This is a genomic window from Streptomyces sp. NPDC047880 (assembly GCF_040706515.1).
Lineage (GTDB): Bacteria > Actinomycetota > Actinomycetes > Streptomycetales > Streptomycetaceae > Streptomyces.
This window is the reverse complement of the sequence record NZ_JBEZOK010000007.1, coordinates 179,232-204,282: the sequence shown is the minus strand read 5'-3', so window position 1 is coordinate 204,282 and position 25,051 is coordinate 179,232. Positions and strand designations below refer to the sequence as shown.

Genomic DNA, 25,051 nt, shown 5'->3' with positions numbered 1-25,051 from the left:
CGGGAGCCCTCCGCCACGCACGCGCCGCGGAGGGCCCCGGCACGCCGCAACGGCGACACCCGCGCACCACCGGCCGCGTCTACGGTATGAGCCATGACGGCACCCCTGGACGTGCTCGTGGTGGGAGCGGGCCCCACCGGACTCGCACTCGCGACCCAACTGCGCGCGTACGAAACCCCGTTCCGCATCGTCGACCGCTCACTGGACCGCGCCCGGGAGTCACGCGCCCCGGCGATCCAGCCCCGCACCCTGGAGATGCTGTCCGCGTTCGGCGTGACGGACGACCTCGTCGACCGGGGCAACGCGGCGGTGGGGCTGCACCTGCACCTGCCCCGGCGGGTGCTGCACGTCCCGCTGTTCGACGTGGGCTGCGACGACACGCCGTACCCCTTTCTGCTCTTCCTCCCCCAGTCGGAGACGGAAGCGACGCTGACGGCTCATCTGGCCGCGCGGGACGTGACGGTGGAGCGGGGCACGGAACTGCTGGGCGCCGAACCGGAGGGCGCGTACGTCACCTGCCGCCTGCGACACCGGGACGGCACCGAGGAGACCGTGCGGGCACGCCACGTCGTCGGCTGCGACGGCGCACACAGCACCGTGCGCTCCCTGGCGGGCATCGGCTTCGAGGGACACGCCTACCCTCAGACGTTCCTGCTGGCGGATCTGGAGGCCGACGGGATCGAACCGGGCGCCGCGCACACGTACATGAGCGGGGCCGGGCTGCTGTTCTTCTTCCCGCTCGGCACTCCGGCCACCTGGCGGATGATCGCGATGCACCCGCCGGGCGCACCCGATGACGAGGTGACACTGGACCTTCTCCAGCGGATCGCCGACGACTGGAGTCCCGGCGAGGTGTCCCTGCGCGATCCGGTCTGGATGACAAGCTTCCGCATCCACAACCGTGGTGCCACCCGCTACCGCAGGGGGCCGTTCTTCCTCGCCGGCGACGCGGCCCACATCCACAGCCCGGCCGGGGGACAGGGCATGAACACCGGCATCCAGGACGCGCTCAACCTGGGCTGGAAACTCGCCCACGTCTGCCGCGGCGCGGCGCCGGAGGAACTGCTGGAGACGTACGAGGCAGAGCGCGCCCCGGTCGGACACGGCGTACGCCGCCTCACCGACCGTGCCTTCACCGCCGGTACGAGCAGCAACCCTGTCCTGCGGCTGGCCCGCACGGCTTTCGCACCGCACGCGGCCCCGCTGCTCCTGCACGCGACCCGCGCCCGGGCCCGCCTGTTCCGCACGGTCTCCGAACTCGGCATCCACTACCGCCGCGGCCCCCTGACCGTCAGCGCTCCGCACCGCCCGCGCCGGGGCCCACGCGCCGGCGACCGGCTGCCCGACGCCCCGGCCGGCCTCCAGCGACGCGTCGCCGGGCCCGGCTACCACCTGCTGCTCACCGGCCCCGGTGGACACCGCCCGGAGGACCTGCCCCCGGGCGGACGGCGCGATCTGCTGGACGTTCAGCACCTGGGCCCGCGCAGCCCCTGGCCGGGCGTCACCCACGCTCTCGTACGGCCGGACGGATACGTGGGTTACGTGAGCCGGGGCACCGACCTCGCCGGCCTGCGGGCCTACCTCGACCGCTGGCTGCCGGCCCCCTGACACAGAGGGCCGGCGCCGGATTGGCGAAGGGATCAACCGTGGTACGTGATGTACCCGTTGCCGTCCGCGTCGGAGCCGCTCTTCGTGTACGAGTGCACGTCGGCGCGGCTGCCCGACGGCTTGTACACGTAGATGGTGTCCTTGTCGTTGTTCCACATGAAGTTGCAGTTGTCGCGATAGACGACGTTGTTCGCGTCGGAGTCGGCCCCGTTGCCGCCGCGCAGCTTCACGTAGTCGCCGGGCTGGAGGGTGTGGCTCGCGGTGAAGGTGAACTTGTTGCCCGCGGCGTCCTTCACGACGTACCCCTTGAGGTTCACCGTCGTGGAACGCGAGTAGTTCTCGATGGTCAGGTACTCGTCCTTGGTGTTCCCTCCGGAGCAGCGGTTCGAGTCGCTGCCGGGAGCGTCGTACTGGATCCCGCGGATCTTCAGCGCGGAGTCGTACTCGGCGGCCTGGGCCGGGACCGCCGACAGGGCGGCCAGGGCCCCGGCGGCGAGGGCCGCGGTGGTGACAAGGCGTATGCGCATGGACGTTTCGTCCCCCCTGCATGGCCTTCAGGTGAAGGCGATGTGATGGTTCGGTGAAGCATCTGGATCGTACACGCTTCAAGTACGCAGAAGGGCGGGTCCGGTGACATTGCCACCGAACCCGCCCGGCGGGAGGTAAAACGTCAGGGCCAAGCGTCAGGCGCCGCTGGCCCGGAGCATGTCCTCGCGCTCGACGATCTTCACGCGCTCGCGGCCCTCGGGCTCGCCCAGAGCCTTCTCCGCGGCGTCCAGCTGGTACCAGCCGTCCCAGGTGGTGAAGCGGATGCCGCGCTCGGCGAGGAACGCGTCCACGGCCTCGGGGCCGGGCGTCGCGGGCGTGTGCAGCCGGTCGTTGCGGTAGTCGTCCAGCAGGTTCGCCACCGTCTCGTTGGCGTCGCCCTTGGTGTGCCCGATGAGACCGATGGGGCCGCGCCGGATCCAGCCGGTGACGTACGTGGACTGCAGGTGCTCGCCCGACTCCTGCATGACCCGGCCGCCCTCGTCCGGAACGGTGCCGGAGTCCAAGTCCCAGGGCAGCTTGGGGAGTTTGTCGGACAGGTAGCCCACCGCGCGGTACACGGCGCCGACGTCCCAGGTGTGGAACGTGCCGGTGCCCTTGACGTTGCCGGTGCCGTCGAGTTCCGTGCGCTCGGTGCGCAGACCCACGACCCTGCCGTCCTCGCCGAGGACCTCGACCGGCGATTCGAAGAAGTGCAGGAAGAGCTTGTGGGGCCGGTCGCCGACGTCGCGTATCGCCCAGTTCTCCAGGGTCTTGGCCACCATGTCGGCCTGCTTGTTGCCCCGCCGTGTGGCGATCGAGCCCTCGTCGTAGTCGATGTCCTCGGGGTCGACGATGACCTCGATGTTGGGGGAGTGGTCCAGCTCCCGCAGCTCCATCGGGCTGAACTTCGCCTGCGCCGGGCCGCGGCGGCCGAACACGTGGATCTCCTTGGCCCGGTTGGCCTTCAGACCCTCGTAGACGTTCGCCGGAATCTCGGTCGGCAACAGCTCGTCCGCCGTCTTCGCCAGGACGCGCGCGATGTCGAGAGCGACGTTGCCGACGCCGAGTACGGCGACCTTCTCCGCCTCCAGCGGCCAGGTGCGCGGCACGTCCGGGTGGCCGTCGTACCAGGACACGAAGTCCGCGGCGCCGTACGAGCCGTCGAGGTCGATGCCCGGCAGGGAGAGCGCCCGGTCTGCCGTCGCGCCGGTGGCGAAGATCACACCGTCGTAGAACGCGCGCAGATCGTCCAGGCCGATGTCGGTGCCGTAGTCCACGTTGCCGAAGAGCCGGATCTGCGGCTTGTCGAGCACCTGGTGCAGGGCGGTGATGATGCCCTTGATCCGCGGGTGGTCGGGGGCGACGCCGTAGCGGATCAGTCCGAACGGCGCCGGCATCCGCTCGAAGATGTCGATGGACACACCGGGTTCGGCGGCCACCTCGGACTTGAGCAGGGCGTCGGCGGCGTAGATCCCGGCGGGGCCGGATCCGACGATGGCGACCCGCAGGGGGCGGGGCATGGTCAGGTTCCCTTCGAGCGGCGACAAGCGATCTCGAGGGGAAGCCTAAACTAAGGCATGCCTAACCCGGTACGAGGGTCCGGTCTATGAGCTCATAAGGCTACTTTATGGGAAGTCCCTGGTAGCGCTTATGGCCGGTCCCGTCCCCGTGCCACGGCCGTGCTCATGGGCCGGGTTCACGGCAGGGGCTGCTCCGCCCAGATCACCTTCCCCGCGGGCAGATAGCGCGTCCCCCAGCGCTCCGCGAGCTGTGCGACGAGGAAGAGACCGCGCCCGCCCTCGTCCGTCATCGTCGCGTACCGCAGGTGCGGTGAGGTGCTGCTGCTGTCGAACACCTCGCAGATCAGGTTGCGTTCGCGCAGCACTCGCACACGTATCGGTCCATCGCCGTACCGGAGCGCGTTGGTGACCAGCTCGCTCAGGATCAGCTCCGTGCTGAACGTCAGATCCTCCAGGCCCCACTCGGCCAGCTGCCTGCTGACCGCCGCCCGCACCTCGCCCACGGCGGCGGGGTCGGCCGGCACCGGCCACTCGGCGACCTGGTCGGCGGCCAGCGCCCGGGTGCGCGCGACGAGCAGCGCGATGTCGTCGCTGGAACGGGCCGTCAGCTGCGAGTCGAGCACGACCCGGCAGGTGTCCTCCGGCGACTGCCCGGCCCGGCCGAGCGCCTCGCGCAGCATCTCCAGGCCCACGTCGATGTCCCGCTCCCGGTCCTCGACGAGCCCGTCGGTGTAGAGGACGAGCCGGCTGCCCTCCGCCAGCTCCAGCTCCGCCGTCTCGAACGGCAGACCACCGAGGCCCAGCGGGGGACCGGCGGGCACCTCGGGGAACTCCACGCTGCCGTCCGGGTGGATCAGCGCCGGCGGGGGGTGCCCGGCCCGCGCGACGGTGCAGCGCCCGGAGACCGGGTCGTAGACGGCGTACAAGCAGGTCGCGCCGGTGACCGGGGCGCTGCCGTCCTCCTCCGTCTCGTCCTGGTCGATACGGCCGACCAACTCGTCCAGCAGGGCGATGAGTTCCTCGGGAGGCAGGTCGAGGGCGGAGAAGTTGTGCACCGCCGTGCGCAGCCGGCCCATCGTGGCCGCGGCGTGCAGCCCGTGTCCGACGACGTCCCCGACGACGAGCGCCACCCTGGCGCCCGACAGCGGCAGCACGTCGAACCAGTCGCCGCCCACCCCGGCCTGCGCGGGAAGATAGCGGTAGGCGATCTCCAGGGCGCCCTGCTCGGGAAGGTTGCGGGGCAGCAGGCTGCGCTGCAGCGTCACCGCCATGCTGTGCTCGCGGGTGTAGCGGCGCGCGTTGTCGATGGACACGGCGGCCCGCGCCACCAGTTCCTCCGCCAGGGCCAGCTCGTCCGTGTCGAAGGGCTCCTGCTTCTCGTAACGCCAGAAGCTGACCACGCCGAGCACCAGGGCACCGGCCCGCAGCGGCACGGTGATCAGCGAGTGGATGCCGTACGTGAGGATCTGCGCGGAGCGCTCAACGTCCTGCGCCTGCCAGCCGGGGGCCTGGCTCAGCCGTGGCTCCAGGACCGGGCCGCCGGTGGCGAGGCTGCGGCCCTGCGGTGAGGAGTCGACGAACCTGATCCGCTCGCCGGTCGGGTACAGCGGCGCGTCCTTGCGGATCCCGCTCACCGCCGTCCGGCTGAGCGTCGCCGCCGCGTTCGGCTGTCCGCCGCCCAGTACGGCGTCGAAGAGGTCCACGGTGACGAAGTCGGCGAACCGGGGCACGGCCAGCTCGGCGAGCTCCTCGGCCGTACGGGTCACGTCCAGGCTCGTCCCGATGCCCACCCCGGCGTCATACAGCATGTTGAGCCGCTCCCGCGCGGTCTCGGCCCGCCCGGACAGGGCCCGCAGCTCCGTGGAGTCGCGCAGGGTGGCGACGCTGCCCGGCGGGACACCCGCACGGTCCGTGGTCCGCTGGTTGAGGGCCAGGAGCCGGTCCCCGACCAGGTGCACCTCGTCCGTGGCGACCCGCCCCGAGGCCAGCAGGTCGGCGATGCCCGGGTCCAGGTCCAGACTCAGCACGTGCCGGCCCTCCGCGTCGTCGGGCAGCCCCAGCAGCCGGTGCGCCTCGTCGTTGGCGAGCAGCAGGGTGCCCCCGTCGTCGACGATGAGCACGCCCTCGCGCACGGCGTGCAGCACGGCGTCGTGGTGTTCGTACATCCGGGTCATCTCGTGCGGCCCGAGACCGTGGGTCTGGCGCAGCAGCCGCCTGCTCACCAACGCGGCGCCCGCGGTTGCCAGCGCGAGCGCCGCGGCTGCGGCCGAGAGCACGAGCGGCAGCTGGCGGTCGGCGGTCCCGCCGACGTTCTTGGTGGTGATCCCCGCCGAGACCAGGCCCACGACCCTGCCGTTCTGGTCCTTCACCGGCACGACGGCCTGGACGAGCGGGCCGATGGTGCCGTCGATCTCCTCGGTGAAGGACTTCCCGGCGAGCGCCGGGGCGATCGTACCGACGAACTTCTTCCCGATGCGGTCCGGTTTGGGGTGGGTGTAGCGGATGCCGTCGGTGTTCATGACGACGATGAAGTCGACTTTCGACCGCTCACGGGCGGCTTCGGCGCGCGGCTGGAGGACGGCGGTGGGATCAGGGCTCTGCAGCGCCTCGACGGTGCCCGGCGCGTTCGCGAAGGTCTCCGCGACCGCGAGCGAACGGTTGCGGGCCTCCTGTGTGGTGTCGTGCCGCACCTGCAGCACCAACGCCACGACGGCCGCCACGACGAGCAACAGCACGATCACCACGACGAGCAGGAACACCTGTCCGGCGACGCTGCGTCCGCCCAGCATCGACCGCAGCCCCGCCGCCGGTTGCCACCGCGCCGGGCCCGCCTCCCGCCGCTGTTGTGCCGACGGCGCAGCGCCGGGCCGCAGGGGCGATCGAGTCGCGGATCGACCCAGGAGTCGGACCATGTGCCATGTCTACACTGCCGAGCCCCGGGAGGCGAGGGGCATCACCTATGGTGACAGGGGGTCCTCACCGTTTCGTCACGTCCGAGGGCGGCCTGCGCGGGTTCCCTGCCCACCGCACACCGTACGACGGTCTCAGGCGCCCAGCGACCGGGCCAGCTCGTTCGTCGCCCGGGCGATCTCGCGGTCCTCGTCCACCATCAGCCGGCCGAGCTCGCCCCTCCGGGCCCGCACGGCCTGGCGGGCCGCACGCTCCCACACCACCGGGTTCTCCCGGTGGTTCAGCAGCTTCGGATAGACGGCGGCGGTGCTCTCCCACTGCCGTGCGTCGGCGATGCTCTTGAGCAGCCGGATGATCTGGGCACGGCAGGTCACCTGCGGCAGCTTGGCCAGCTCCCACAGGAACGGAACCGTGGCCGCGGTCGCCTGTTCCACGACGAAACCGAACTGGCAGATCCGTTTCCGCAAATCGTCGAGGGCGGAGCGGGCGGTGTCGGCATCACCCCCGGCGATGCCTTTGAGGAGGAGGGGGATGGCCGCCGCCGAGCCGGTGGAGTCCTGGATGTCGCCCCACGGCACGCGGTCCAATGCCGTGAGCGGCGTGTTCCGGGCCACCCCGGTGGGGGCGTCGGGGCGCTGGAGGCGCTCGCTGCTCGGGTGTTCCGTCGAAGCGCTGCGCATGGCGAGGGGCCTTTCCGCGGCAGTGGTGTCAGATGGGTGGACAGGGGGTGGCCGGCCGGGTGGCCAGCCGGGCCCAGACCGTCTTGCCCGCCGGGGGACTTGGGGTCCAGCCCCACTCCTCGGACAGGGCGTCGACGATGCACAGACCCCGGCCGTGCTCCTCCAGGGCGGCACCGGTCGGCGCGAACACGGGCGGGTGGTCGTCGAAGTCGGAGACGGTGACCAGCAGATGGCCGGGGTCCAGGAGGAATCCGAGCCGGATCTCCGGCGCACCCGGGCTTCTCGGCACCGCGTGCGTCGCTGCGTTGGCGGTGAGCTCGGTGATGACGAGGGTCGCGTCGTCACAGCGGTGGTCGAGTGACCAGTCGTGCAGCGTGTCGCGCGTGAAGGACCGGGCCCGGGCGAACCCCTCCCGGCTGCACTCGATCCGCAGTGCGACCGAGGCGGACAGGACCCCCGAGAACTGCGGGAGTGTCGTCGGCACCGAGGGCGGGGCCCCGAACGGCGAGGCGGTGGGCCGGCCGGACGGCACGGCACGGCACGGCACGGGGGCGCCCGCGTGCGCCGCGGCCCCACTCGGCGGCCGGAGCACGTGCTGCGCAGGTGATGACACGGCATCTCCCCGATGCGACGTCAGGACGAGGCGCCAGCCCGGGGGTTGACGCCGCAGCTATTATCCACGCTGAAGGCGCTCGCGTGCAATTGCACGAGAAATTGCGTGAAAAACCGGCCGTTGAGGGTACGCAAGCCGGGGCGAGTGCGGTCGAAAGGACGCGACCGCTCTCGGACGGACGGCCGGGCACACCGTGCGCGGCGGGGAACGAGAACAGCAAGGAGACTGCGGTGCCACCAGTGCGGAACGGAGTGCAGGCAAGCTCGTTGGAAGCCTGCTGGATCAAGAGCCGGCACAGCAACGCCGAGGGCAACTGCGTCGAAGTCGCCCCCCTCGTGGACGGCGGGATCGCCGTGCGCAACTCCCGTGACCCCGACGGGCCCGCCCTCGTGTACACGTCGGCGGAGGTGGCGGCCTTCCTGGCCGGCGCGAAGGACGGCGAGTTCGACCACCTGCTCTGAGGACCGGTGGTGTCTCGCGTGCGGTGCGGCACTCCGGGGAGAAGCGGAGCCCAACTCCCTACTTCTGCGGGGGTGCTGCGGGCGGATGCGTGAAGACCCGGTGAAGTGCGATAGTGTAGGTCGCCCTTGTGCCGGTCTGCTGGGAGTCAGGATGTCCGCCGCGTCGCATCGCATCTCCCGTCTGGAACCCTACCTGGACAGGTCCGAGCCGGCGCCGACTCTGCTGAAGATGCTGGTCGGTGTGCAGCTCGCCGGCTTCCGCGAGGACGCAGGACTCGCCCAGGACCAGGCGGCGCGCGCCGTCGGGTTCAGTGCCGCGAAGCTGTCCCGCATCGAGTCCGGCAAGGGCCGCCGCCCGCCGACGGAGAACGACGTCCGGGCGCTGCTGGAGCTGTACGGCACCGACGACTACGAGGTCTCGGTGCTGCTCAAACTGCTGCAGCGCGCGGGTGAGCCGGGCTGGTGGCAGCGGTACGACAAGCGGCTGATGCCCGAGTGGTTCGACCGGCTGGTCGGACTGCAGGAGGCCGCCACCATCCGTACCTTCGAGATCCAGTACGTGCCCGGCCTGTTGCAGACCCCGGCCTACACCCGGGCCGTGGTGGAGCGCGGCCTGCCGAACGCCCCGGCCGCTGAGGTACAGCGACGTGTTGAACTGCGCATGCAGCGGGCCCGGTTGCTGTCGCGGACGGACGCCCCGCAGCTGTGGGCGATCATCGACGAATCAGTGCTGCTGCGCGTCCTGGGCAGCGCCGAGGTGATGCGGGAGCAGCTCGCGCACCTCGTCGACATGGCCGAACGCCCCAATGTGACGCTGCAGATCGTGCCGCTGAGCGTCACCAACGCCTCGGCGCCGGCCATTCCGATCACGTATCTGCGCTTCGGCGGACTCGATCTGCCCGACGTGGTCTACCTGGAGCACATCAGGAGCGCGAACTTCCTCGAGGACCGCGACGAGACCGAGGAGTACCGGATCGCGCTGGACCGGCTCGCGGACGAGGCGCTCAAGCCCCGTGACTCGCTGGAACTGCTGCGGCAGACCATGGAGCAGCGCTACCGGTGACATGGAAATGCCTCGTGCGGGACGGTCGCCGTCCCGCACGAGGCATCACGTCACTTCTCCAGGGGTATCCGGCCGACTCCGCCGAACTCGATCCACTCGTGCGTGAGCTGACGGGGCGCCACCTCGGTGTCCGGACGCCAGGTGGACACCTCCACCAGCCCGGGCTCGAGGATCTCCAGGCCCTCGAAGTACGTCTCCACGTCCTTCGGTTCCCGCACGCGGCCCCAGTGGCCCTGGGTCGCCTGGTCCATGAAGTTCGTGACGAAGGCGCGCACTTCGGGGTCCTCGCTGACCAGCTGGCACATCACCATGAAGCTGCCGGGCGCGAGCCGTTCCCGCACCCGGCGGGCCACCGCGAGCGGTCCGTCGGTGTCGCTGTCCGGGATGCAGTGGAACACCGAGTTGAAGAGCACACACACCGGCTCGTCGAAGTCGATGAGCCGCTTGGTGTCCGCATGGCCGAAGATCAGGTCGGTTTCGCGCATGTCCGCGTGGATGACGGTCGTGCGCTCGTCCTGCTCCAGCAGCGCCCGGCCGTGGACCAGCACCATCGGGTCGTTGTCGACGTAGACCACATGGGTCGTGGGGTCGATGCGCTGGGCGACCTGGTGCACGTTGTCCTGCGTCGGCAGACCGGATCCGTGGTCCAGGTACTGCCGGATGCCGTACTCCTCGGAGAGGGTCTTCACGACCCGCTGCAGGAAGCGCCGGTTGTTCAGGGCCAGGCGGCGCGTGCTGGGCACGACCTTGTCGAGCTCCTCGCACGCCGCTCGGTCGGCCGCGTAGTTGTCCTTGCCGCCCAGGTAGTGGTCGTACATGCGCGCTGCCGTCGGCACGTTCGCGTCGATCTCGGTGGACAGCTGCTTCTCGGAGTGCATCGTTCCCCCTGCAAGGTGCCGCGCCAACGGGCTGGCTGGACGGGAAGTACATCCTAGGGAGCGGGAGTTGGGCGGTGCCAGCCCGTTGGCGAAGGTCCCCACGATCGAACGGCAAGACGATCGCCGCACCCGGCGCATATGTTCCTTGTGTAACCGCCCGTGCGCTTTGTGTCATGTGGGCCGTCGAGCCGCCCGGAGAGGCCCGCCCCGACCTGGACATCCTCCTCGACTTCGCCGCCCGTATGGACTTCCGCGACAAGGACGACGGGCCGCTGATCACCTGGCACGACCCCGAGTCGGCGTTCGCGGCGTGGCAGCGGTGCAGCGCGGGCCGCCCCTGCGACTACACCGGCCTGAGCTACGACCGGCTGCGCGGCGGCAGCGGCATCCGGTGGCCCTGCACCGACGAGGCCCCCGACGGCACCGCGCGTCTCTGTACCGACGGGATCGATTTCGCCCACCCCGACGTCTGTGAGAGCTACGGCCGGGACCTGGTCACCGGCGCGAGTGCGGAGCCCGTCGAGTACCGGGCCCTCAACCCCGAGGGCAAGGCGGTCCTGAGGGCCGCCGAGTACCTGCCGCCCCACGAGGACACCTCCCCCGGCCATCCCCTCCAGCTGATCACCGGGCGCACCGTGTATCACTTCCACACCCGTACGAAGACCGCCCGTGCCCCCGAGCTCGACGCCGCCGCGCCGGACGTCTGGGCTGAGATGTCGCCCGCCGAGGCCTCGGCCCAAGGCCTCGCCGACGGTGATCTGGTGCAGATCACCACCCCGCGCGGGGCGGTCCGGGCCCGGCTGCGCACCACCGCGATCCGTGACGGCATGGTGTTCCTGCCCTTCCACTACGGCTACTGGGACACCCCGGAGGGCCACCGCCCGCCCGACGAGGGCCCGGGCCGCGCCGCCAACGAGACCACCGTCACCGACTGGTGACCCTGTCTCCAAGCAGCCCCTGTTCAAGACCGGCGCGGCGCGCGTCACCCTCGTGAGCCGCCGCGCGGGCGACACCGCGGCACGGACCGACGCGGCCGGGAGCGGATCATGAGCGGCATCGGCATCACCCTGCGACTCCTGCACGAGGCGAACGCGATCTGGAGCAGGACCTGCCGGCCGCCGCCGCACGGCACCGCACCGACCACGAGTTCCACCACGTCGCTCTCGACGTCGCCCGCTGGTCCCGCCAACACGCCACCCGCCTCGCCGACGCGGGTCGCGACCACGGCCTCGACCTGCCCGGCCCGCGCGGCCACCCGTCGCCCGGGGCGCTCGCCGCGCTCCGGGAGAAGGCCTCCGAAGCCCTCGGCCGGCGCCCCGGGACCGGACTGCTCCTGCTGAACGACCTGCGGGACCTGCACCTGGCGGCGGCACGCAACTCGCTCCACTGGGAGATGCTCGCCCAGGCGGCTCAGGCCACCCGGGACGAGCGGCTCCTGGCGCTGGCCGGCGACTGCCACCCGCAGACCCTCCAGCAGCTCCGCTGGACCAACACCATGGTCAAGATCCTGGCGCCGCAGCTCCTGACCAGCGTCTGACCAAGCGGGTCACCTCCGCTGTGCGGCGATCATGGCCCGGTACCAGTGCGTTCTCGGTGACCACGCGGAAAGCCGGTCATGCCCTCCACCATGCCCGGGGCCCGGGGCAGCCACTGCGAAAACCGCTAATCTGGTAATACGAGAATGGATCACAAGGCGGATGGCGTGTCCGCGACCGCTATTCTCACGGCCCCGGCCGCTTTCCCAGGAGAAACCCATGGGCGACTATTACGACCTCGGCACGTACCGCCGTCCTGTCACCACGTCCTCCGACGACGCCCAACTCTGGTTCGACCGGGGCCTGATGTGGACGTACGCGTTCCACCACGAGGAAGCCGTCGCCTGCTTCGAAAGGGCGGCCGAGGCCGACCCGGACTGCGCGATGGCCTATTGGGGTATCGCCTACGCGCTCGGCCCGAACTACAACAAGCCCTGGGAATTCTTCGACGGCGCGGAACTCGTGGAAACCGTCGAGCGCACGCACACCGCCGTGGAAAGGGCTCATGAGAAGGCCGCCCGCGCCACCCCCGTCGAGCAGGCCCTCATCGGCGCGCTGCGGGCGCGCTATCCGCAGTCGCATGCCGTCGAGGATTGCTCGGTGTGGAACGAGCCCTACGCGGACGCGATGCGCGTCGTCTACGAACTGGCGCCCGGCGACCCGGACATCGCCACCCTGCACGCCGACGCCGCGATGAACCTCACCCCCTGGCAGCTGTGGGACCTCAGGACCGGCCGGCCGGCCGAGGGCGCCCGGACCACCGAGGCCAGGGCCGTGCTGGAAGGCGCCCTCGCCACCGAGACCGGCGTGCGGCACCCCGGCGTCCTGCACCTGTACATCCACCTGATGGAGATGTCGCCGACCCCCGAGCAGGCCCTGCCCGTGGCCGACCGCCTGCGCGGTCTCGTGCCCGACGCCGGGCACCTGCTCCACATGCCGTCGCACCTGGACGTCCTGTGCGGCGACTACCGCCAGGTCGTCGCCGCCAACAGCGACGCGATCGCCGCCGACGAGAAGTACCACCGGCAGGCCGGCGCGATGAACTTCTACACCCTCTACCGGGCGCACAACCACCACTTCAAGATCTACGGCGCGATGTTCCTCGGCCAGGCGCAGGTCGCCCTGGACACCGCCGCCCAGCTGGAAGCCGCCATCCCCGAAGACCTGCTCCGTGTCCAGAGCCCTCCGATGGCCGACTGGCTGGAGGCCTTCCTGGCCATGCGTGTCCACGTCCTGATCCGCTTCGGCCGCTGGAGGGAGATCCTGGAACTGCCCGCCCCCGCCGACCCGGAGCTGTACGCGACGACCGTCGCCATGCGGCACTACGCCCGGGGCGTCGCCCTCTCCGCCACCGGCGAGGTCGACCGGGCGGAGACCGAACGCGACCTCTTCCGCGACGCGGTGGGCCGGGTGCCCGAGACCCGGATGCTGTTCAACAACACCTGCCACGACATCCTCGCCATCGCCTCCGCCATGCTGGACGGCGAACTCGCGTACCGCAGGGGCGACTACGACGTCGCCTTCGCGGCCCTGGAGCGCTCCATCCTGCTGGACGACAACCTGCCCTACGACGAGCCCTGGGGCTGGATGCAGCCCACCCGCCACGCCTACGGCGCGCTGCTGCTGGAGCAGGGCCGCGTCGCGGAGGCCGAGGCCGTCTACCGCGCCGACCTCGGCCTCGACGGCACCCTGCCCCGGCCCCTCCAGCACCCGAACAACGTCTGGGCGCTGCACGGCTTCCACGAGTGCCTGCTGCGGACCGGCAAGACCGGCGAGGCGGCCATCGTGGCCCACCAGCTCAAGCTCGCGACCGCGCTCGCGGACGTACCCGTCGAGGCGTCCTGCTTCTGCCGTCTGGACACCATGGCCGCTCCCGCGGCGGCGAGCGACGGGTGCTGTCACTGACCCCGGGGGTCACGGCCGGTTCAGGCCCGCCTGCTCCAGTGCCCTGGTCATGGCCGGCCGGTCCCGCTGCCGCGGGCCCGGGTCGGTGGTGAGGTTCATCAGCAGCCCGGGCGTCAGCCGGTGGTTCTCGGCGTGCGCCAGCAGAGCCTCCGCGTCCTGGGGCGAGGTGGCACCGTGATCCTCGTCGGCGATGGTGCGCAGTACGTCGGCCCGGTCGGTGAAGCGGCTCATACTGCAGTCCAGCCCGCCGTCGTGAAGCGTGCCCGGGTAGGCGGCGCGGGCCCACGCTCCGTCCTCGTACCAGTAGACACAGCCCAGTTCGTATCCGCTCACCAGGTCCTTGAGCTGCTCGTGGGGGAGCCACCCGGGCCCGCCCGCGAGCATGTCGACCGGCGGTTCGTGCCACTTGACGCCGCTCGACTCGTCCTTGCCGAAGAGCACGTACCGCCCCTCGCCCCGCGGTGCGAGACCCCACCAGGTGCATCCGGCGTCGTCCAGGTGCAGCCCCGCGTCGTCCACCCAGGTCCCCGTACGGTGGTGACCTTGCCGCTCGGCCTCCGTGGTGGCCTCCAGGACGGCGATGAGCGCCCAGCGCGCCCACAGCAGCTCGGCCGGCGGCAGATCCCCGGGCAGTCCCGGCCGGTTGATGGTCATGCCCCGTCCTCCGGGCTCTTCGCGCTGATCATGATCAGGGCCAGGCTCTCATGGAGCCGACACCCGCGCGGCACGTTTGAGCTGCCCCTTTCGTGGTCACTCGGTGCGGTGACCCCGTAGTCGGATACGACATGGAGTGAACGAATCGTGGCTGGTGACCAGAAGGGCAAGGCCAAGGCCGAGCAGGCCAAGGGCAAGGCCAAGGAGACGATCGGCCGTGCGGTGGGCAACGAGCGCCTGACGGCCGAAGGCAAGGCGGAGCAGTCGAAGGGCGATGCCCGCCAGGCCAAGGAGAAGACCAAGGACGTCTTCAAGCACTGAGGGCACTGAGGGCACTGAGGGCACCGAGGTCCCGTGGCGGTGCCGCGTCCCCGCGACGGACGCGGCACACGACCACGGCGGTGAGCCGGTCCCAGGAGATCGGACCGGCGTGCCGCGAGTCCCAGCTGGTGTCACGGTGGTCCCCCAGGACGTACACATGCCGGGCGGGCACCACGCCGGTTCCGCCGTCCGCCACCGGCACCGGCTCGCCCGGCAGGGCCGCCACCCGTTTGATCATGCACGTCGGCACCGCCCGATCCGCGGCAGTCGGTGCAGTCGGTGCAGTCGGGGGTCTCAGCCTGATCGCGACCACCGTCCCGCGACGCACCATCGTCCGCGCCGTCCTCGCCGCGGACAACGCACCGGCCGTGCCGACGGGCAGCCTGACGGCCAGCAGCCGGTCCCCGTCCCGGTAGGTCGGCCGCATGCTCCCCCCGCTGACCTCCAGCAGCACACACGACGTGCGCAGGGCCGCCGCCACCAGGCCGGCGGCGCCCACCGCGGCGCCGATCCGCATCACCAGCACACCCCCTCCGTCTCCGGCTCGTCCCGGTAGCCGCTCGACTGGAGCGTGAACAGCCGGTGATACGTGCCGCCCCGGGCGAGGAGCCCACGGTGGTCGCCGAGTTCGGCCACCCGCCCGTCCGCCAGGACCGCGATGACGTCGGCGTCCTTGACGGCACCGAGCCGATGGGAGATCAGCACGCTCGTGCGGCCGGCACGGCGTTCCCGCAAGCGGGCGTGGATCTCGTGCTCGGCCGCCGGGTCCAGCCCCGAACTGGGCTCGTCCAGGATCAGCAGATCCGCGTCGGCGCGCAGGAACGACCGGGCGAGGCCCATCCGTTGCCACTGACCGCCGGACAACTGGACGCCGGTGTCGCCTCCGTCGCCCTCCGCTGAGCGGAAGGTCCGGCTCAGCAGGGTCGCGTAGCCGCCCGGCAACCGGGCGATGTCGTCGTGCATCCCGGCGAGCCGCGCCGCCTCCTCGCAGCGCCGGGGCGCGCCGAGGGACGACAACTCGCCGATCGCGATGTTCTCCCGTGCGGTGAGGTCGTAGCGCATCGGGTCCTGGAACGTGGCGGCGATGCGCGCCCGCAGTTCGGCCGGTGGGATGTCGCGCAGGTCGGTGCCGTCCCACAGGATGCGTCCGCGGGTGGGGTCGTAGAACCGGCACAGCAGCTTGACCAGGGTGGACTTCCCCGAGCCGTTGACGCCGGCGAGCGCCAGTGCGGTGCCGCGCTCGATCCGCAGGTCCACGCCCCGCAATATCCAGGGCAGTTCGTCCTCGTAGCGGAACCACACGTCCTGGATCTCGATGGCCTCGCGCAGCGGCCGTGCCCGTGCGGGGCGGCGCGGCGGGGGGAGGTCCGGGCCGAGGCGGACGACGCCGACGTAGTGGTCGAACATCACCAGCGAGTGGTGTGCCTGGCCGAGTTCGCCGGCCAGGCCGCCGATACCGCTCTGCACGGCAGGGATCGCCGCCAGCAGCAGGGAGACGTCCCCGACGGTCATCGCCCCGCGCGCGGCGGCCCCGACCGCCCACAGGAGACCGGCCCCGGCGAGGGCCGCGGCGGCGGTCTGGAGCGCCGACTGGATGCGCAGTTCACTGCGGTCCAGTCGTTCCCGCTGTGCATCCGCGGCCCGGCGCTCACTCAGCATCCGGCCCCGCAGGAAGCCCCCGGCGCCGTAGAGCCTGATCTCCTTGGCGGCTTCGACGCTGGTGAGCAGCGTGGCGTAGAAGATCTCCCGGCGTTCGGAGGGGCTGATGTCCCAGTACGTGCGGGCCCGTCGGCGGCTGAGACTGATCTCCGCCCACAGCACCGGAACGCCCGACAGGCACACCACGGCGGCCAGGACAGGGTCGAGGACCGCGAGGGAACCCACGAACCCGGTCAGCAGCACCGCGCTGCGGGTGAGTCCGGCCGCCCCCTCCACCACCTGCGACGGTGCGAGTCCGCCCGACTGCTGGGCCAGCCGCAACCGGTCCAGGAACTCGGGGTGCTCGAAGCGGCGCAGCCCGGTGAAGGTGTCGACCGCCGTGTGCAGGTCCTCGTGGGCGCGCAGGCTGGTCGCGCGCATCAACCGGGCGCGCAGATAACCGGTGAGCTGCGGGGAGACCGCCGCCACCGTACTGACGGCGGCCAGTGCGGCCGCCGGAGCGGCGATGCCGGCGGTGGAGGTCCCCGACGTGAGGATGTCGAGGATGTCCTTGACCAGCCACGTGGCCGCGACGGGAGTGGCGGCCGACAGCAGCGTCACGCCGAGATGCCACACCAGCACCCCCGGGGACGAGCGGAACGCCAGCGCGAGGGCCGCCCGCAGGGCACGCGCGAGGGCTCGGGCGTCGGGAGCGGCGGGAGCACGGCCGGGGCGTGCGGAGCCGGCGGGCGTGGCGTTCACGGCGCCCCGACCGGTGAGACGCCGAGCGCGGCCTTCCCCGCGGCCAGCACGGTGGGGGCCGTCCCGTCCTTCGCCGAGACGGCGAAGCGGCAGGGGAAGGCCGTGACACCGAAGGCCGAGGTGCAGGGGCCGTCGGGCGTCTCGGTCAGCACCCGCGCCACCGGGGAGAGGTGCCGTGTCATGGAAACGGCCTCCGCCGTCTCGTCCGGCGTGCCGCCGGGGGACACGACCACGGCGATCACCTGACGCCGCCCGTTCAGAGCCCCGGCCTCCTCGACGAAGGCGGGCAGCTCGGTCCGGCAGGGCGGACAGCCGGTGGTGAAGAACGCCACGAGTGCCCCGTCCGTGAGGTCGCTCTCGGTGAGGGGGGTGCCGTCCGTGCAGCGGGTGGTGAAGGAGCCCACGGCAGCCCCCACGGGGATCCCGCCCGAGTCGGCGGCCGGGGCGTCGTGCACCCGGTCGCGGAGTCTGCGGAGGACGGCGACGGTCAGCAGCAGATCCAGCGTGCACAGGGCGGCGACGGCCACGAGGGCGACGGCCAGGTAGACCATGGGGCCTCTCCCGGATAGACGGATCGGAATCATCCAAGGGGTCGGACGGATCGAACGGACTCGACGGGCCGGATGGACCCGGCGGGCCGGATGGATTTGACGGACTCGACGGGCCGGATGGACCCGGCGGGCCGGATGGATGAGACGGACCCAACGGGCCGGATGGACCGACGGGTTGGATGGATTTGACGGACCCAACGGGCCGGACGGACCGACGGGTTGGATGGATCTGACGGATCTGACGGATCTCGCGGATCGGACGGACTCAACGGGCTGGACCCGACGGGCCGGATGGATGTGACGGACCCCACGGGCCGGACGGGCCGCACGCTTCACGAAGGGGCGTGCCGGCTGCCGGGGGACCGGACGGGGCGAACCAGCGCCACCACGTTGTCCCCGGTCACCACCAGCACGGCGCACACCGCACCGGTGAGCCACGCCGCGAACCAGCCCTGCCAGGGCAGCGACCCCGCGTCCGGCCTCCCCGGCACGGCCGCCGCCACGGCGCCGAGCAGCAGCGCGTTGCGCACGAGCTGGGCCGGCCCGGCCGCGCGGTCGCCCGGGGCCCCGAAGCACCGGCACGCGACGGCTGTTCCGTCCCTCAGGGCGCGGGCGACGACGTACGTGAAGCCGGTCAGCAGGACCGCCGCCACCGGCAGCCCCGCGCTGCCCGCCCCCGGGAGGACGAGGAGGAGCGCGGTCGCGGCCTCCAGGGCGACGACTCCTCCCGCCACCCGGCCCGCCCGGGGGCGGGGGACTCGTGCGAGCGCTTCGACGGCGGTGGTGAACGCCCCGTACGCGGCCGGGGACCGCACCTTGCTCACGCAGGCGATCGAGAAGACCAGCGCCAGCAGGGCCTGGCAGGTGGCGGACAGGAAGGTCACGGGACGCTCCTCACGGAAGGGGCGGCCGGGCCCCGTCCCCCGGAGGCCCGGCCGCGCTGGGGCAGGACGGCCTTACGACGTGCAGCCGCACCGCACGAACTCGCGGCGGTTCAGGTCACAGGACCAGACGCGCTGCGTGTACTGGTAGTAGGAGGCGCAGGGCTGGTTGCGGATGCAGCGGTACACCCACTCGCACGCCCCGGCCGTCTCCCGCGGCACCAGGCGGTCCAGCATCCGGTCGGCGAGAGTGCGAATCGTCTTCATCGGCGATGTCCCTTCGTCGGGTGTCCCCCCCGTGGAGCACGGGCGGTCGATCCGGCCGCTCGGCCTCGGAACCGGGCTCGGCCGGCACGGCACCCAGCCTGTGCGGACCGGGGCGGCGCCCGCCAGGGACCACGGCTGTCCCGGACACCGCTGTGCTGTCCGGGCAGGTCACAGCCCTGTCCGGGACCTGTCCGGCCCCTCGCGCGGACATCCGGAAGGAGAGCGCCGTCGCCCTGGAGGTCCGGGACGGGATTGGCAGAATCCCGGATTGTCCCGTGCCCGGGGCTGGACCAGGATGCCGGGACATGGGGACACAGCGTCCGTCGCCGCACGAGGCGTGCAGCGCCGCCGAGTTCGTGGCCTGCATGCGCCGGCTCAAGGAGCAAGCCGGGCTGACCTACCGGCAGTTGGAGGCGCACGCCGAGCAGCAGGGTGACGTACTGGCGCGCAGCACGGCCGCCGACGTGCTGCGCCGGGACTCACTGCCCCGAGCGGAGGTGGTCGCCGCGTTCGTCCGGGCCTGCGGGAGGGGCGAGGACGCCTCCGACTGGCTGGCTGCCAGGAACCGGCTGGCCGCGGCCGGGCCGCCGTACCCCGACGAGGCCCCGGCGCCGGAGCCTTCCCGCCGGTCCTGGGGCGTGGGACCGATGAGGAACCGCCGCGTCCTCGCCGCGTCCGCCGGTGCCGCGCTGCTGCTCGCCGCCGTCGGGGCCTGGGCGTTGCTCCCCGGCGAGGGCGGCGAGCGTGACGCGGCGACGCGCGCTGCCGGTGCCGCGCCGCACCGCGCTTCCTCGCCGTCCCCGGACCCCACGACCCTCGTGGACGGCCCGGCACCGGGACGGTCCCGCATCCGGCCGGCCCTCGCCCCCCGGCTGTGTGTCACCGAGGGCCATGACCGCAAGGGCCGCTATCGGAGCCAGGTCGCCGTCCAGCGCCCCTGTGCCGACGCCACACCGCCCCGGCTCTCCCTGGTGACCGTCGGCACGACCGGCTCGTACTACCTCCAGTGGCGGCATCCCGTGTACGGCGACGGCTGCCTCACCGCGCTCGGCAGCGGCCACGTCGTCGAGGGCATGCTGGAGCCCTGGCCCTGGGAGAGTTGCTCGGCCGACCGGACCAGCCAGCACTTCTTCTTCGAACCGGTCGGCGACGCGCGGACCGACGGATACCGCATCCACGTGGTGCAGAACGGGATGTGCCTCGGGGTCAACGGCGCCGACGACCGGACGGCGGGTGCCGAGATCACCCAGCAGCGGTGCACGGGAGCACGTGATCAGGAGTTCCTGGTGGACGAGGTCGGGTAACGGCGGCACTCCCGGCCCTCGCCCCCCCGGGAGCGCTCCCGTTCCCAACTCGCCCCACCTCTTGACGTGTTGATTGCCGTCCTCAAACATTCGTCCGCGGGACACCCGTGAAGGTGGCGGACGGCTCGGCCACCGTAACGGTAGCCGCCAAGTCGGTGACCACCCTCCTCGTCGACGGCGTGTCGGGCACCGCGAAAGACGCCGCGCTCATCCGGACCGGTCACGTGTACCGCCTCCAGGGCACCCAGAGCGGCAGGTCCCTGACGCCGTCCGCCGAGGGCGACGGTGTCGTCGTGCGCACGGCCGATCCGGCCGCCACGTCGCAGCTGTGGTCCGTCAAGCAGCTGACGCGCGGCAACGGCAACCGTGACCGCTACGCCCTCGTCAACGCCGCGGACGGCAGGCGCCTCGCCGTACGCGGCGACGAGGCCGTACTCGAAGACGGGGACCCGCCGACCGCACGCTGGATCATGTCGACCACCGGGGAGGGCAGTTGGACCTTCGTCAACGCCGCGACGGGCCGTCTCCTCGACGTGGTCGGCCAATCGGCGGCTGACGGCGCCCGGATATCGGCCCACCTGCCGACCTCCTACGCGAGTCAGCGCTGGGGCCTGACCGACGAGACGGTGCTGAGCACGGAGCCGGCCAAGGCCTTCACCGTCCCCGGGCGCACCCCCGAACTGCCCAGGACCGTGAAGCCCGTGTTCCCGGACGGCGCCCGGGGCGCGCTTCCCGTCGCATGGACGCTGCCCTCCGCATCACGCTGGCGCACCCCCGGAACGGTTCGCGTGAAGGGCCGGGCCACCGATGCCCTCGGCCGGACCGTCCCGGCCGAGGCGGCCGTCACGGTGGACACGATCGCCTCGATCCTCCCGGCCCGCGCCAAGACCTACACCGGGGGACGGCCCGACCTGCCCGGCACGGTCACCGGTGTGGGACGGCACGGCGGGACCGCCGACCTCCCGGTCACCTGGGACCCGGCCCGTGAGGGCGCGTTCGACGGCACCGGCGTGGTGACTCTGCGCGGCACGGCCCGGGTACCCGGCGCGGAGTCGGCCGCGGCGACCGTACGCGTCCAGGTCACCGCGCCGAAGGAGACCAACGCGGCGCGCGACGAGGGCGTGACGGCCGGCGCGACCTACACCGAGAGCGGCTACTCCGCCGAGGGCCTGCACAACGGCACCACGTCCGAGAAGGCCTGGTCGAACTGGAGGGCCGGCACGAAGAACCCGTCCGACACCCTCACGTTCACCCTGCCGGAGGAACGCGATCTGACCCGGGTGGTGACCCACTTCCACCGTGACGGCACCAACGTGAGCTTCGCGGAGTCCCTCAAGGTGCAGGTGCGCGGCGCCGACGGCGGCTGGTCCGACGCGAGCGACCAGGTCGCGGTCGGCACCGAGGGGACGCCCGTGGCCGACGTCCCGGTGCGTGCCACCGGCCCGGTGACGGGGGTGCGCGTGGTGATGACGGCCCGTCCGGGCGGCTACATCACCCTGGGGGAGATCGAGGTCTTCGCCAAGACGCCGGGGGCCTCCGCCGACGCCGCGGCCACGTCGATCGCGGTGGACGGCACGCCCCTGAGCGGCTTCGAGCCGGACCGGACGGGCTACCGGGTGGCGGTCGACCGCCCGGACCGTGCCGAGATCACCGCCACACCGCGTGACCCCTACGCGAAGGTGACGGTCCGGCGGGACACGGCCGGGGGCAAGGAGGCCCGGACCGTCTCCGTGACCAGCGAGGACGGCTCACAGGTACGGGAGTACCGGATCGAGCTGACCCGCCGGTGACACACGAGAGCGCGGGGCCCGCACGCCCCGCGCTCTCGTCTTCCGGGGTCAGACCGCCGGGGCCGGGTACGTCGGGTACTCCACGCCGGAGACGTGCTGCACGACGCGGATGACCTGGCACGAGTAGCCGAACTCGTTGTCGTACCACAGGTAGAGGATCGCGTTGTCGCCGTCGACCTTGGTGGCGCCGGCGTCGACGATCGAGGCGTGGCGCGAGCCGATGAAGTCGCTGGAGACCGCGTCGGGCGCGGTGGTGAAATCGATCTGGCGCTTGAGCGGCGAGGTCAGGGAGACATCGCGCAGGTGGTCGAGGACCTCCTCGCGGGTGGTCTCACGGCCGAGCCGCAGGCTGAGGATCGCGATCGACACGTCCGGGACCGGGACGCGGATCGAGCTGCCGGTGATCGGCGCCTTGAGGTCGGGCAGCGCCTTGGCGACGGCCGAGGCGGCACCGGTCTCGGTGATGACCATGTTCAGCGGCGCGGACCGGCCACGGCGGTCGGCCTTGTGGTAGTTGTCCAGCAGGTTCTGGTCGTTGGTGAACGAGTGCACCGTCTCGACGTGACCGCGCTGGACCCCGAACTCGTCGTCCATCGCCTTCAGCGGCGGCACGATCGCGTTCGTGGTGCAGGACGCACAGGACAGGATCTGCTCGTCCGGCTTGATCGTGTCGTGGTTGACGCCGTGCACGATGTTGGGGACGTCGCCCTTGCCGGGCGCGGTCAGCACGACCTTGTCGATACCGGGGCGCAGGTGCTGGGACAGGCCCGCGCGGTCGCGCCACTTGCCGGTGTTGTCGATGAGGATGGCGTCCTTGATGCCGTACGCCGTGTAGTCGACCTCGGAGGGGTCGTTGGCGTAGATCACCTTGATCGCGTTGCCGTTGGCGACGATCGTGCTGCTCGCCTCGTCGACGGTGATGGTGCCCTGGAACTGGCCGTGGATCGAGTCACGGCGCAGCAGCGAGGCGCGCTTGACGATGTCCTGCTCGCCGCCTCCGCGCACCACGATGGCCCGCAGCCGCAGACCGTTGCCCGAGCCGGACTTCTCGATGAGCAGGCGGGCGACGAGCCGGCCGATGCGGCCGAAGCCGTACAGGACGACGTCGCGGCCCTCACGGCGCTCGATCTTGTTGGCGCCGGTGGCACCGGCGACGGCCTCCGCGGTGAACTCGGCGACCGACAGACCGCGGTCGTCCTCGCGGTAGGTCGCGGCGAGCATGCCGATGTCGATCTGCGACGGGCCGAGGTCGAGTTCGGCGAGGGTCTGCAGGAACGGCAGCGTCTCGGTGACCGAGAGCTCCGCACCGGCGATCTGCCGGGCGAACCGGTGGGTCTTGAGGATGCTGACCACCGACTTGTTCACCAGGGAGCGGCTGTGCAGCAGGACCGTCACGTCCCGCTCCCGGTGCAGCTTCCCGATGATCGGGATCATCGACTCCGCGATCTCCTCGCGGATCTTCCAGTTGGTGAACGAGTCGTCGTTGACAGTCACGAATCCATCTTTCGAGCTAGGCGGCGCTCATATGTTAAACCGTCGATTTTCCGGACGGTGAACGGGGTGGCTCCGATGCGTCCGGCGACCTCTCCGCGCGCCTCGACGGGCGGTGCCTGAGACGATCGAAACCGGATCTTCCGTATGAAAAGGGGTGCTCATGGACTACGACTCCGTGGCCGACGAGCTGTACGCCCTGCGCCCGGAGGAATTCACCGCCGCCCGCGCCTCCGCCGTCGCCGCCGCCCGCACCGCCGGTGACCGGGAACTCGCCGAGCGGATCCGCGCGTTGCGCAAGCCCAGCCTCGCCGCCTGGGTCAGCAACCTCCTGGTCCGCGGCAGCCCCGGAGAGGTCGAGCCCCTGCTGCGCCTGGGGGAGGGGCTGCGCCAGGCCCACCAGGACCTGGACGGCGCGCAGCTGCGCGAGCTGAGCCGTCGGCAGCACGCACTCGTCCGAGCCCTTTCCCTGCAGGCGCGGCAGCTCGCGAAGGAGGCCGGTCACCCGATCGGCGAGAGTGTCCAGCGTGAGGTCGAGAACACCCTGCACGCCGTCCTGGCCGACCCCGAGGCCGCCCGGGCCTGGGCCGGCGGTCGCCTGACCAAGCCGCTGAGCGCGTCCGTCGGCTTCCCCGCCGTCGCCGAGGGCGCCCGGCCGCAGCGCCCCGCACCCGCGCCCGCCCGTCCCGGCAAGAAGGCGGGCGAGCAACAGCGGCGCCGACTGGAACAGGCCCGTGAGGATGCCGAAGCCGCCGACCGTGAGCTGTGGGAGCTCCGAGGTGAGGCGGAGGACGCGGGCCGGGCCGCGGCGGAGGCGAAACAGCAGGTCGACGACCTCCAGCGGCGCGTGGAGGAGCTGACCGGGGAGCTGGAACGCACCAAGGGCGAACACCAGCAGGCCCGTTTCGCCGAACGGGCCGCCCGGGAGCGGATGCGCACCGCCGAACGCCACGCCCGGGAAGCCGGGCGCAAAGCCGCGACGGCCGCCGCCCGGCTCGAGCGCCTCACCTCGCCGGACGCGTGATCCACCGGCCGGCACGGCGGTGCGCGACGCCGGAGGACCCTCGTGGCGCCATCATGCGACTGTGACTGAACTCACATCCTTCAAGTAGCCCGCCTCGCAAAGGCCTCACGCGCCCGACACCAAAATTGAACCGTTCGTTTTCTTGAACGGATCGTGTTTGTGTGGCTAGGTTGGCCCCATGACCGCAACCGGGAACCCGACCACCGCCGAGGAGCTGCGAGGTGCCGGCCTGAGGGTGACGGCCGCTCGCGTCGCGCTGCTCGAAGCCGTGCGGGACGGTGACCACCTCGGTGCCGAGGCCATCGCCTCCGAGGTGCGCGGCCGTGTGGGCCACATCTCCGTCCAAGCCGTCTATGAGGGGCTGCACGCCCTCACCGCGGCCGGACTCATACGTCGCCTCGACCCACCCAACAGCCCGGCCCTCTACGAGGGACGGGTCGGCGACAACCACCACCACCTCGTGTGCCGCTCGTGCGGAGCCGTCGCCGACGTCGACTGCGCGGTCGGCCACGCGCCCTGCCTGACCGCCTCCGACGACCGCGGCTTCGCCGTCGACGAGGCCGAGGTCATCTACTGGGGCCTGTGCCCCGCCTGCTCCACCGCTCGCAGTTCCTGAGCACGTGATCCACCCGAGCACCGTGATTCACCCGAGCACCGTGATCCACCC

22 protein-coding genes and 2 pseudogenes are annotated in these 25,051 nt (G+C 71.7%); 11 read left to right on the top strand and 13 right to left on the bottom strand.

The genetic code is table 11. From position 1 onward, the window contains the following. The first annotated feature begins 93 nt into the window (after window positions 1-93). Entirely contained in the window at window positions 94-1,608 is a 1,515-nt protein-coding gene (locus AB0937_RS14000; RefSeq protein WP_366711719.1) for an FAD-dependent monooxygenase, read from the top strand. Between the two features lie 32 nt (window positions 1,609-1,640). On the opposite strand, the gene AB0937_RS13995 is transcribed toward AB0937_RS14000, so the two are convergent. The 5 genes from AB0937_RS13995 to AB0937_RS13975 all read right to left on the bottom strand — a co-directional run bounded on the left by AB0937_RS13995 (window position 1,641) and on the right by AB0937_RS13975 (window position 7,859). Continuing rightward, window positions 1,641-2,135, bottom strand: a complete 495-nt coding sequence (locus AB0937_RS13995) for a lamin tail domain-containing protein (protein ID WP_366711717.1) — start codon at window positions 2,133-2,135, stop codon at window positions 1,641-1,643. Window positions 2,136-2,291: 156 nt separating this feature from the next. Beyond that, window positions 2,292-3,656 carry an FAD-dependent oxidoreductase gene (locus tag AB0937_RS13990; RefSeq protein ID WP_366711716.1) on the bottom strand — a complete coding sequence of 455 codons (1,365 nt, stop codon included), beginning with the start codon at window positions 3,654-3,656 and terminating at the stop codon, window positions 2,292-2,294. Between the two features lie 176 nt (window positions 3,657-3,832). Continuing rightward, a complete protein-coding gene (locus AB0937_RS13985) occupies window positions 3,833-6,568 on the bottom strand; it encodes a SpoIIE family protein phosphatase (protein WP_366711715.1) in 2,736 nt (911 codons plus the stop codon). A gap of 132 nt (window positions 6,569-6,700) precedes the next feature. Beyond that, window positions 6,701-7,246 (bottom strand): hypothetical protein, encoded by a 546-nt coding sequence (locus AB0937_RS13980; RefSeq protein WP_366711714.1) that lies wholly within the window; start codon window positions 7,244-7,246, stop codon window positions 6,701-6,703. A 28-nt stretch (window positions 7,247-7,274) separates the two neighbouring features. Further along, entirely contained in the window at window positions 7,275-7,859 is a 585-nt protein-coding gene (locus AB0937_RS13975) for an ATP-binding protein (protein WP_366711713.1), read from the bottom strand. A gap of 230 nt (window positions 7,860-8,089) precedes the next feature. On the opposite strand from AB0937_RS13975, the gene AB0937_RS13970 reads away from it, so the two are divergent. Together AB0937_RS13970 and AB0937_RS13965 are read left to right on the top strand one after the other, a co-directional pair. Next, complete coding sequence (locus AB0937_RS13970) at window positions 8,090-8,320, top strand: DUF397 domain-containing protein (RefSeq protein ID WP_234849312.1); 231 nt, start codon at window positions 8,090-8,092, stop codon at window positions 8,318-8,320. A gap of 151 nt (window positions 8,321-8,471) precedes the next feature. Further along, the gene (locus AB0937_RS13965; RefSeq protein ID WP_366711711.1) at window positions 8,472-9,383 is read left to right on the top strand and encodes a helix-turn-helix transcriptional regulator; all 912 of its coding nucleotides are present in this window, start codon (window positions 8,472-8,474) and stop codon (window positions 9,381-9,383) included. Window positions 9,384-9,433: 50 nt separating this feature from the next. On the opposite strand, the gene AB0937_RS13960 is transcribed toward AB0937_RS13965, so the two are convergent. After that, window positions 9,434-10,261: an SAM-dependent methyltransferase gene (locus AB0937_RS13960; RefSeq protein ID WP_366711709.1), complete on the bottom strand. Its 828-nt coding sequence runs from the start codon at window positions 10,259-10,261 to the stop codon at window positions 9,434-9,436. 179 nt (window positions 10,262-10,440) lie between these two features. Between AB0937_RS13960 and AB0937_RS13955 the strand changes: the two are divergent. The 3 genes and pseudogenes from AB0937_RS13955 to AB0937_RS13945 form a co-directional block, all read left to right on the top strand. After that, window positions 10,441-11,311: pseudogene (locus tag AB0937_RS13955) on the top strand (molybdopterin dinucleotide binding domain-containing protein); the annotation flags it as partial. Beyond that, window positions 11,308-11,798 (top strand): annotated as a pseudogene (locus AB0937_RS13950) (hypothetical protein). The pseudogenes AB0937_RS13955 and AB0937_RS13950, both read left to right, overlap by 4 nt. Before the next feature lie 217 nt (window positions 11,799-12,015). Beyond that, window positions 12,016-13,701, top strand: a complete 1,686-nt coding sequence (locus tag AB0937_RS13945; protein WP_366711707.1) for a hypothetical protein — start codon at window positions 12,016-12,018, stop codon at window positions 13,699-13,701. 9 nt (window positions 13,702-13,710) lie between these two features. On the opposite strand, the gene AB0937_RS13940 is transcribed toward AB0937_RS13945, so the two are convergent. Next, the gene (locus AB0937_RS13940) at window positions 13,711-14,355 is read right to left on the bottom strand and encodes a hypothetical protein (protein WP_366711706.1); all 645 of its coding nucleotides are present in this window, start codon (window positions 14,353-14,355) and stop codon (window positions 13,711-13,713) included. A 147-nt stretch (window positions 14,356-14,502) separates the two neighbouring features. Here AB0937_RS13940 and AB0937_RS13935 point away from each other — a divergent pair, with 147 nt between their 5' ends. Next, a complete protein-coding gene (locus tag AB0937_RS13935) occupies window positions 14,503-14,676 on the top strand; it encodes a CsbD family protein (RefSeq protein ID WP_078885282.1) in 174 nt (57 codons plus the stop codon). Here the strand turns inward: AB0937_RS13935 and AB0937_RS13930 are convergent. The 5 genes from AB0937_RS13930 to AB0937_RS13910 form a co-directional block, all read right to left on the bottom strand. Further along, window positions 14,666-15,193: a S26 family signal peptidase gene (locus AB0937_RS13930; RefSeq protein ID WP_366711866.1), complete on the bottom strand. Its 528-nt coding sequence runs from the start codon at window positions 15,191-15,193 to the stop codon at window positions 14,666-14,668. The two genes, AB0937_RS13935 and AB0937_RS13930, sit on opposite strands and share 11 nt — an antisense overlap. Further along, window positions 15,193-17,076 carry an ABC transporter ATP-binding protein gene (locus AB0937_RS13925; RefSeq protein WP_366711705.1) on the bottom strand — a complete coding sequence of 628 codons (1,884 nt, stop codon included), beginning with the start codon at window positions 17,074-17,076 and terminating at the stop codon, window positions 15,193-15,195. The genes AB0937_RS13930 and AB0937_RS13925 overlap by 1 nt, the downstream gene beginning before the upstream one ends. Then, window positions 17,073-17,627, bottom strand: coding sequence for a redoxin domain-containing protein (locus AB0937_RS13920; protein ID WP_366711704.1), 555 nt, complete (start codon window positions 17,625-17,627; stop codon window positions 17,073-17,075). Before AB0937_RS13920 ends, AB0937_RS13925 begins: the two co-directional genes overlap by 4 nt. A 332-nt stretch (window positions 17,628-17,959) precedes the next feature. Continuing rightward, window positions 17,960-18,511: a MauE/DoxX family redox-associated membrane protein gene (locus tag AB0937_RS13915; RefSeq protein ID WP_366711702.1), complete on the bottom strand. Its 552-nt coding sequence runs from the start codon at window positions 18,509-18,511 to the stop codon at window positions 17,960-17,962. Window positions 18,512-18,583: 72 nt separating this feature from the next. Continuing rightward, window positions 18,584-18,775, bottom strand: coding sequence for a hypothetical protein (locus AB0937_RS13910; protein ID WP_366711701.1), 192 nt, complete (start codon window positions 18,773-18,775; stop codon window positions 18,584-18,586). A 305-nt stretch (window positions 18,776-19,080) separates the two neighbouring features. Here AB0937_RS13910 and AB0937_RS13905 point away from each other — a divergent pair, with 305 nt between their 5' ends. Both AB0937_RS13905 and AB0937_RS13900 read left to right on the top strand, forming a co-directional pair. Next, window positions 19,081-20,079, top strand: coding sequence for an XRE family transcriptional regulator (locus tag AB0937_RS13905; protein ID WP_366711699.1), 999 nt, complete (start codon window positions 19,081-19,083; stop codon window positions 20,077-20,079). 155 nt (window positions 20,080-20,234) lie between these two features. Then, the gene (locus AB0937_RS13900; RefSeq protein ID WP_366711697.1) at window positions 20,235-21,869 is read left to right on the top strand and encodes an RICIN domain-containing protein; all 1,635 of its coding nucleotides are present in this window, start codon (window positions 20,235-20,237) and stop codon (window positions 21,867-21,869) included. Between the two features lie 48 nt (window positions 21,870-21,917). On the opposite strand, the gene AB0937_RS13895 is transcribed toward AB0937_RS13900, so the two are convergent. Continuing rightward, window positions 21,918-23,363, bottom strand: a complete 1,446-nt coding sequence (locus AB0937_RS13895; protein ID WP_366711696.1) for a glyceraldehyde-3-phosphate dehydrogenase — start codon at window positions 23,361-23,363, stop codon at window positions 21,918-21,920. Between the two features lie 160 nt (window positions 23,364-23,523). Here AB0937_RS13895 and AB0937_RS13890 point away from each other — a divergent pair, with 160 nt between their 5' ends. Both AB0937_RS13890 and AB0937_RS13885 read left to right on the top strand, forming a co-directional pair. After that, a complete protein-coding gene (locus AB0937_RS13890; RefSeq protein WP_366711695.1) occupies window positions 23,524-24,384 on the top strand; it encodes a hypothetical protein in 861 nt (286 codons plus the stop codon). Window positions 24,385-24,562: 178 nt separating this feature from the next. After that, window positions 24,563-25,000 (top strand): Fur family transcriptional regulator, encoded by a 438-nt coding sequence (locus AB0937_RS13885; protein WP_366711694.1) that lies wholly within the window; start codon window positions 24,563-24,565, stop codon window positions 24,998-25,000. Window positions 25,001-25,051: the final 51 nt, after the last annotated feature.

Coding starts and splice junctions, on each gene's coding strand:
- AB0937_RS14000 (WP_366711719.1), top strand. CDS start 94: ATGACGGCACCCCTGGACGTGCTCGTGGTGGGAGCGGGCCCCACCGGA.
- AB0937_RS13995 (WP_366711717.1), bottom strand. CDS start 2,135: ATGCGCATACGCCTTGTCACCACCGCGGCCCTCGCCGCCGGGGCCCTG.
- AB0937_RS13990 (WP_366711716.1), bottom strand. CDS start 3,656: ATGCCCCGCCCCCTGCGGGTCGCCATCGTCGGATCCGGCCCCGCCGGG.
- AB0937_RS13985 (WP_366711715.1), bottom strand. CDS start 6,568: ATGGTCCGACTCCTGGGTCGATCCGCGACTCGATCGCCCCTGCGGCCC.
- AB0937_RS13980 (WP_366711714.1), bottom strand. CDS start 7,246: ATGCGCAGCGCTTCGACGGAACACCCGAGCAGCGAGCGCCTCCAGCGC.
- AB0937_RS13965 (WP_366711711.1), top strand. CDS start 8,472: ATGTCCGCCGCGTCGCATCGCATCTCCCGTCTGGAACCCTACCTGGAC.
- AB0937_RS13960 (WP_366711709.1), bottom strand. CDS start 10,261: ATGCACTCCGAGAAGCAGCTGTCCACCGAGATCGACGCGAACGTGCCG.
- AB0937_RS13945 (WP_366711707.1), top strand. CDS start 12,016: ATGGGCGACTATTACGACCTCGGCACGTACCGCCGTCCTGTCACCACG.
- AB0937_RS13940 (WP_366711706.1), bottom strand. CDS start 14,355: ATGACCATCAACCGGCCGGGACTGCCCGGGGATCTGCCGCCGGCCGAG.
- AB0937_RS13930 (WP_366711866.1), bottom strand. CDS start 15,193: ATGCGGATCGGCGCCGCGGTGGGCGCCGCCGGCCTGGTGGCGGCGGCC.
- AB0937_RS13920 (WP_366711704.1), bottom strand. CDS start 17,627: ATGGTCTACCTGGCCGTCGCCCTCGTGGCCGTCGCCGCCCTGTGCACG.
- AB0937_RS13910 (WP_366711701.1), bottom strand. CDS start 18,775: ATGAAGACGATTCGCACTCTCGCCGACCGGATGCTGGACCGCCTGGTG.
- AB0937_RS13905 (WP_366711699.1), top strand. CDS start 19,081: ATGGGGACACAGCGTCCGTCGCCGCACGAGGCGTGCAGCGCCGCCGAG.
- AB0937_RS13890 (WP_366711695.1), top strand. CDS start 23,524: ATGGACTACGACTCCGTGGCCGACGAGCTGTACGCCCTGCGCCCGGAG.
- AB0937_RS13885 (WP_366711694.1), top strand. CDS start 24,563: ATGACCGCAACCGGGAACCCGACCACCGCCGAGGAGCTGCGAGGTGCC.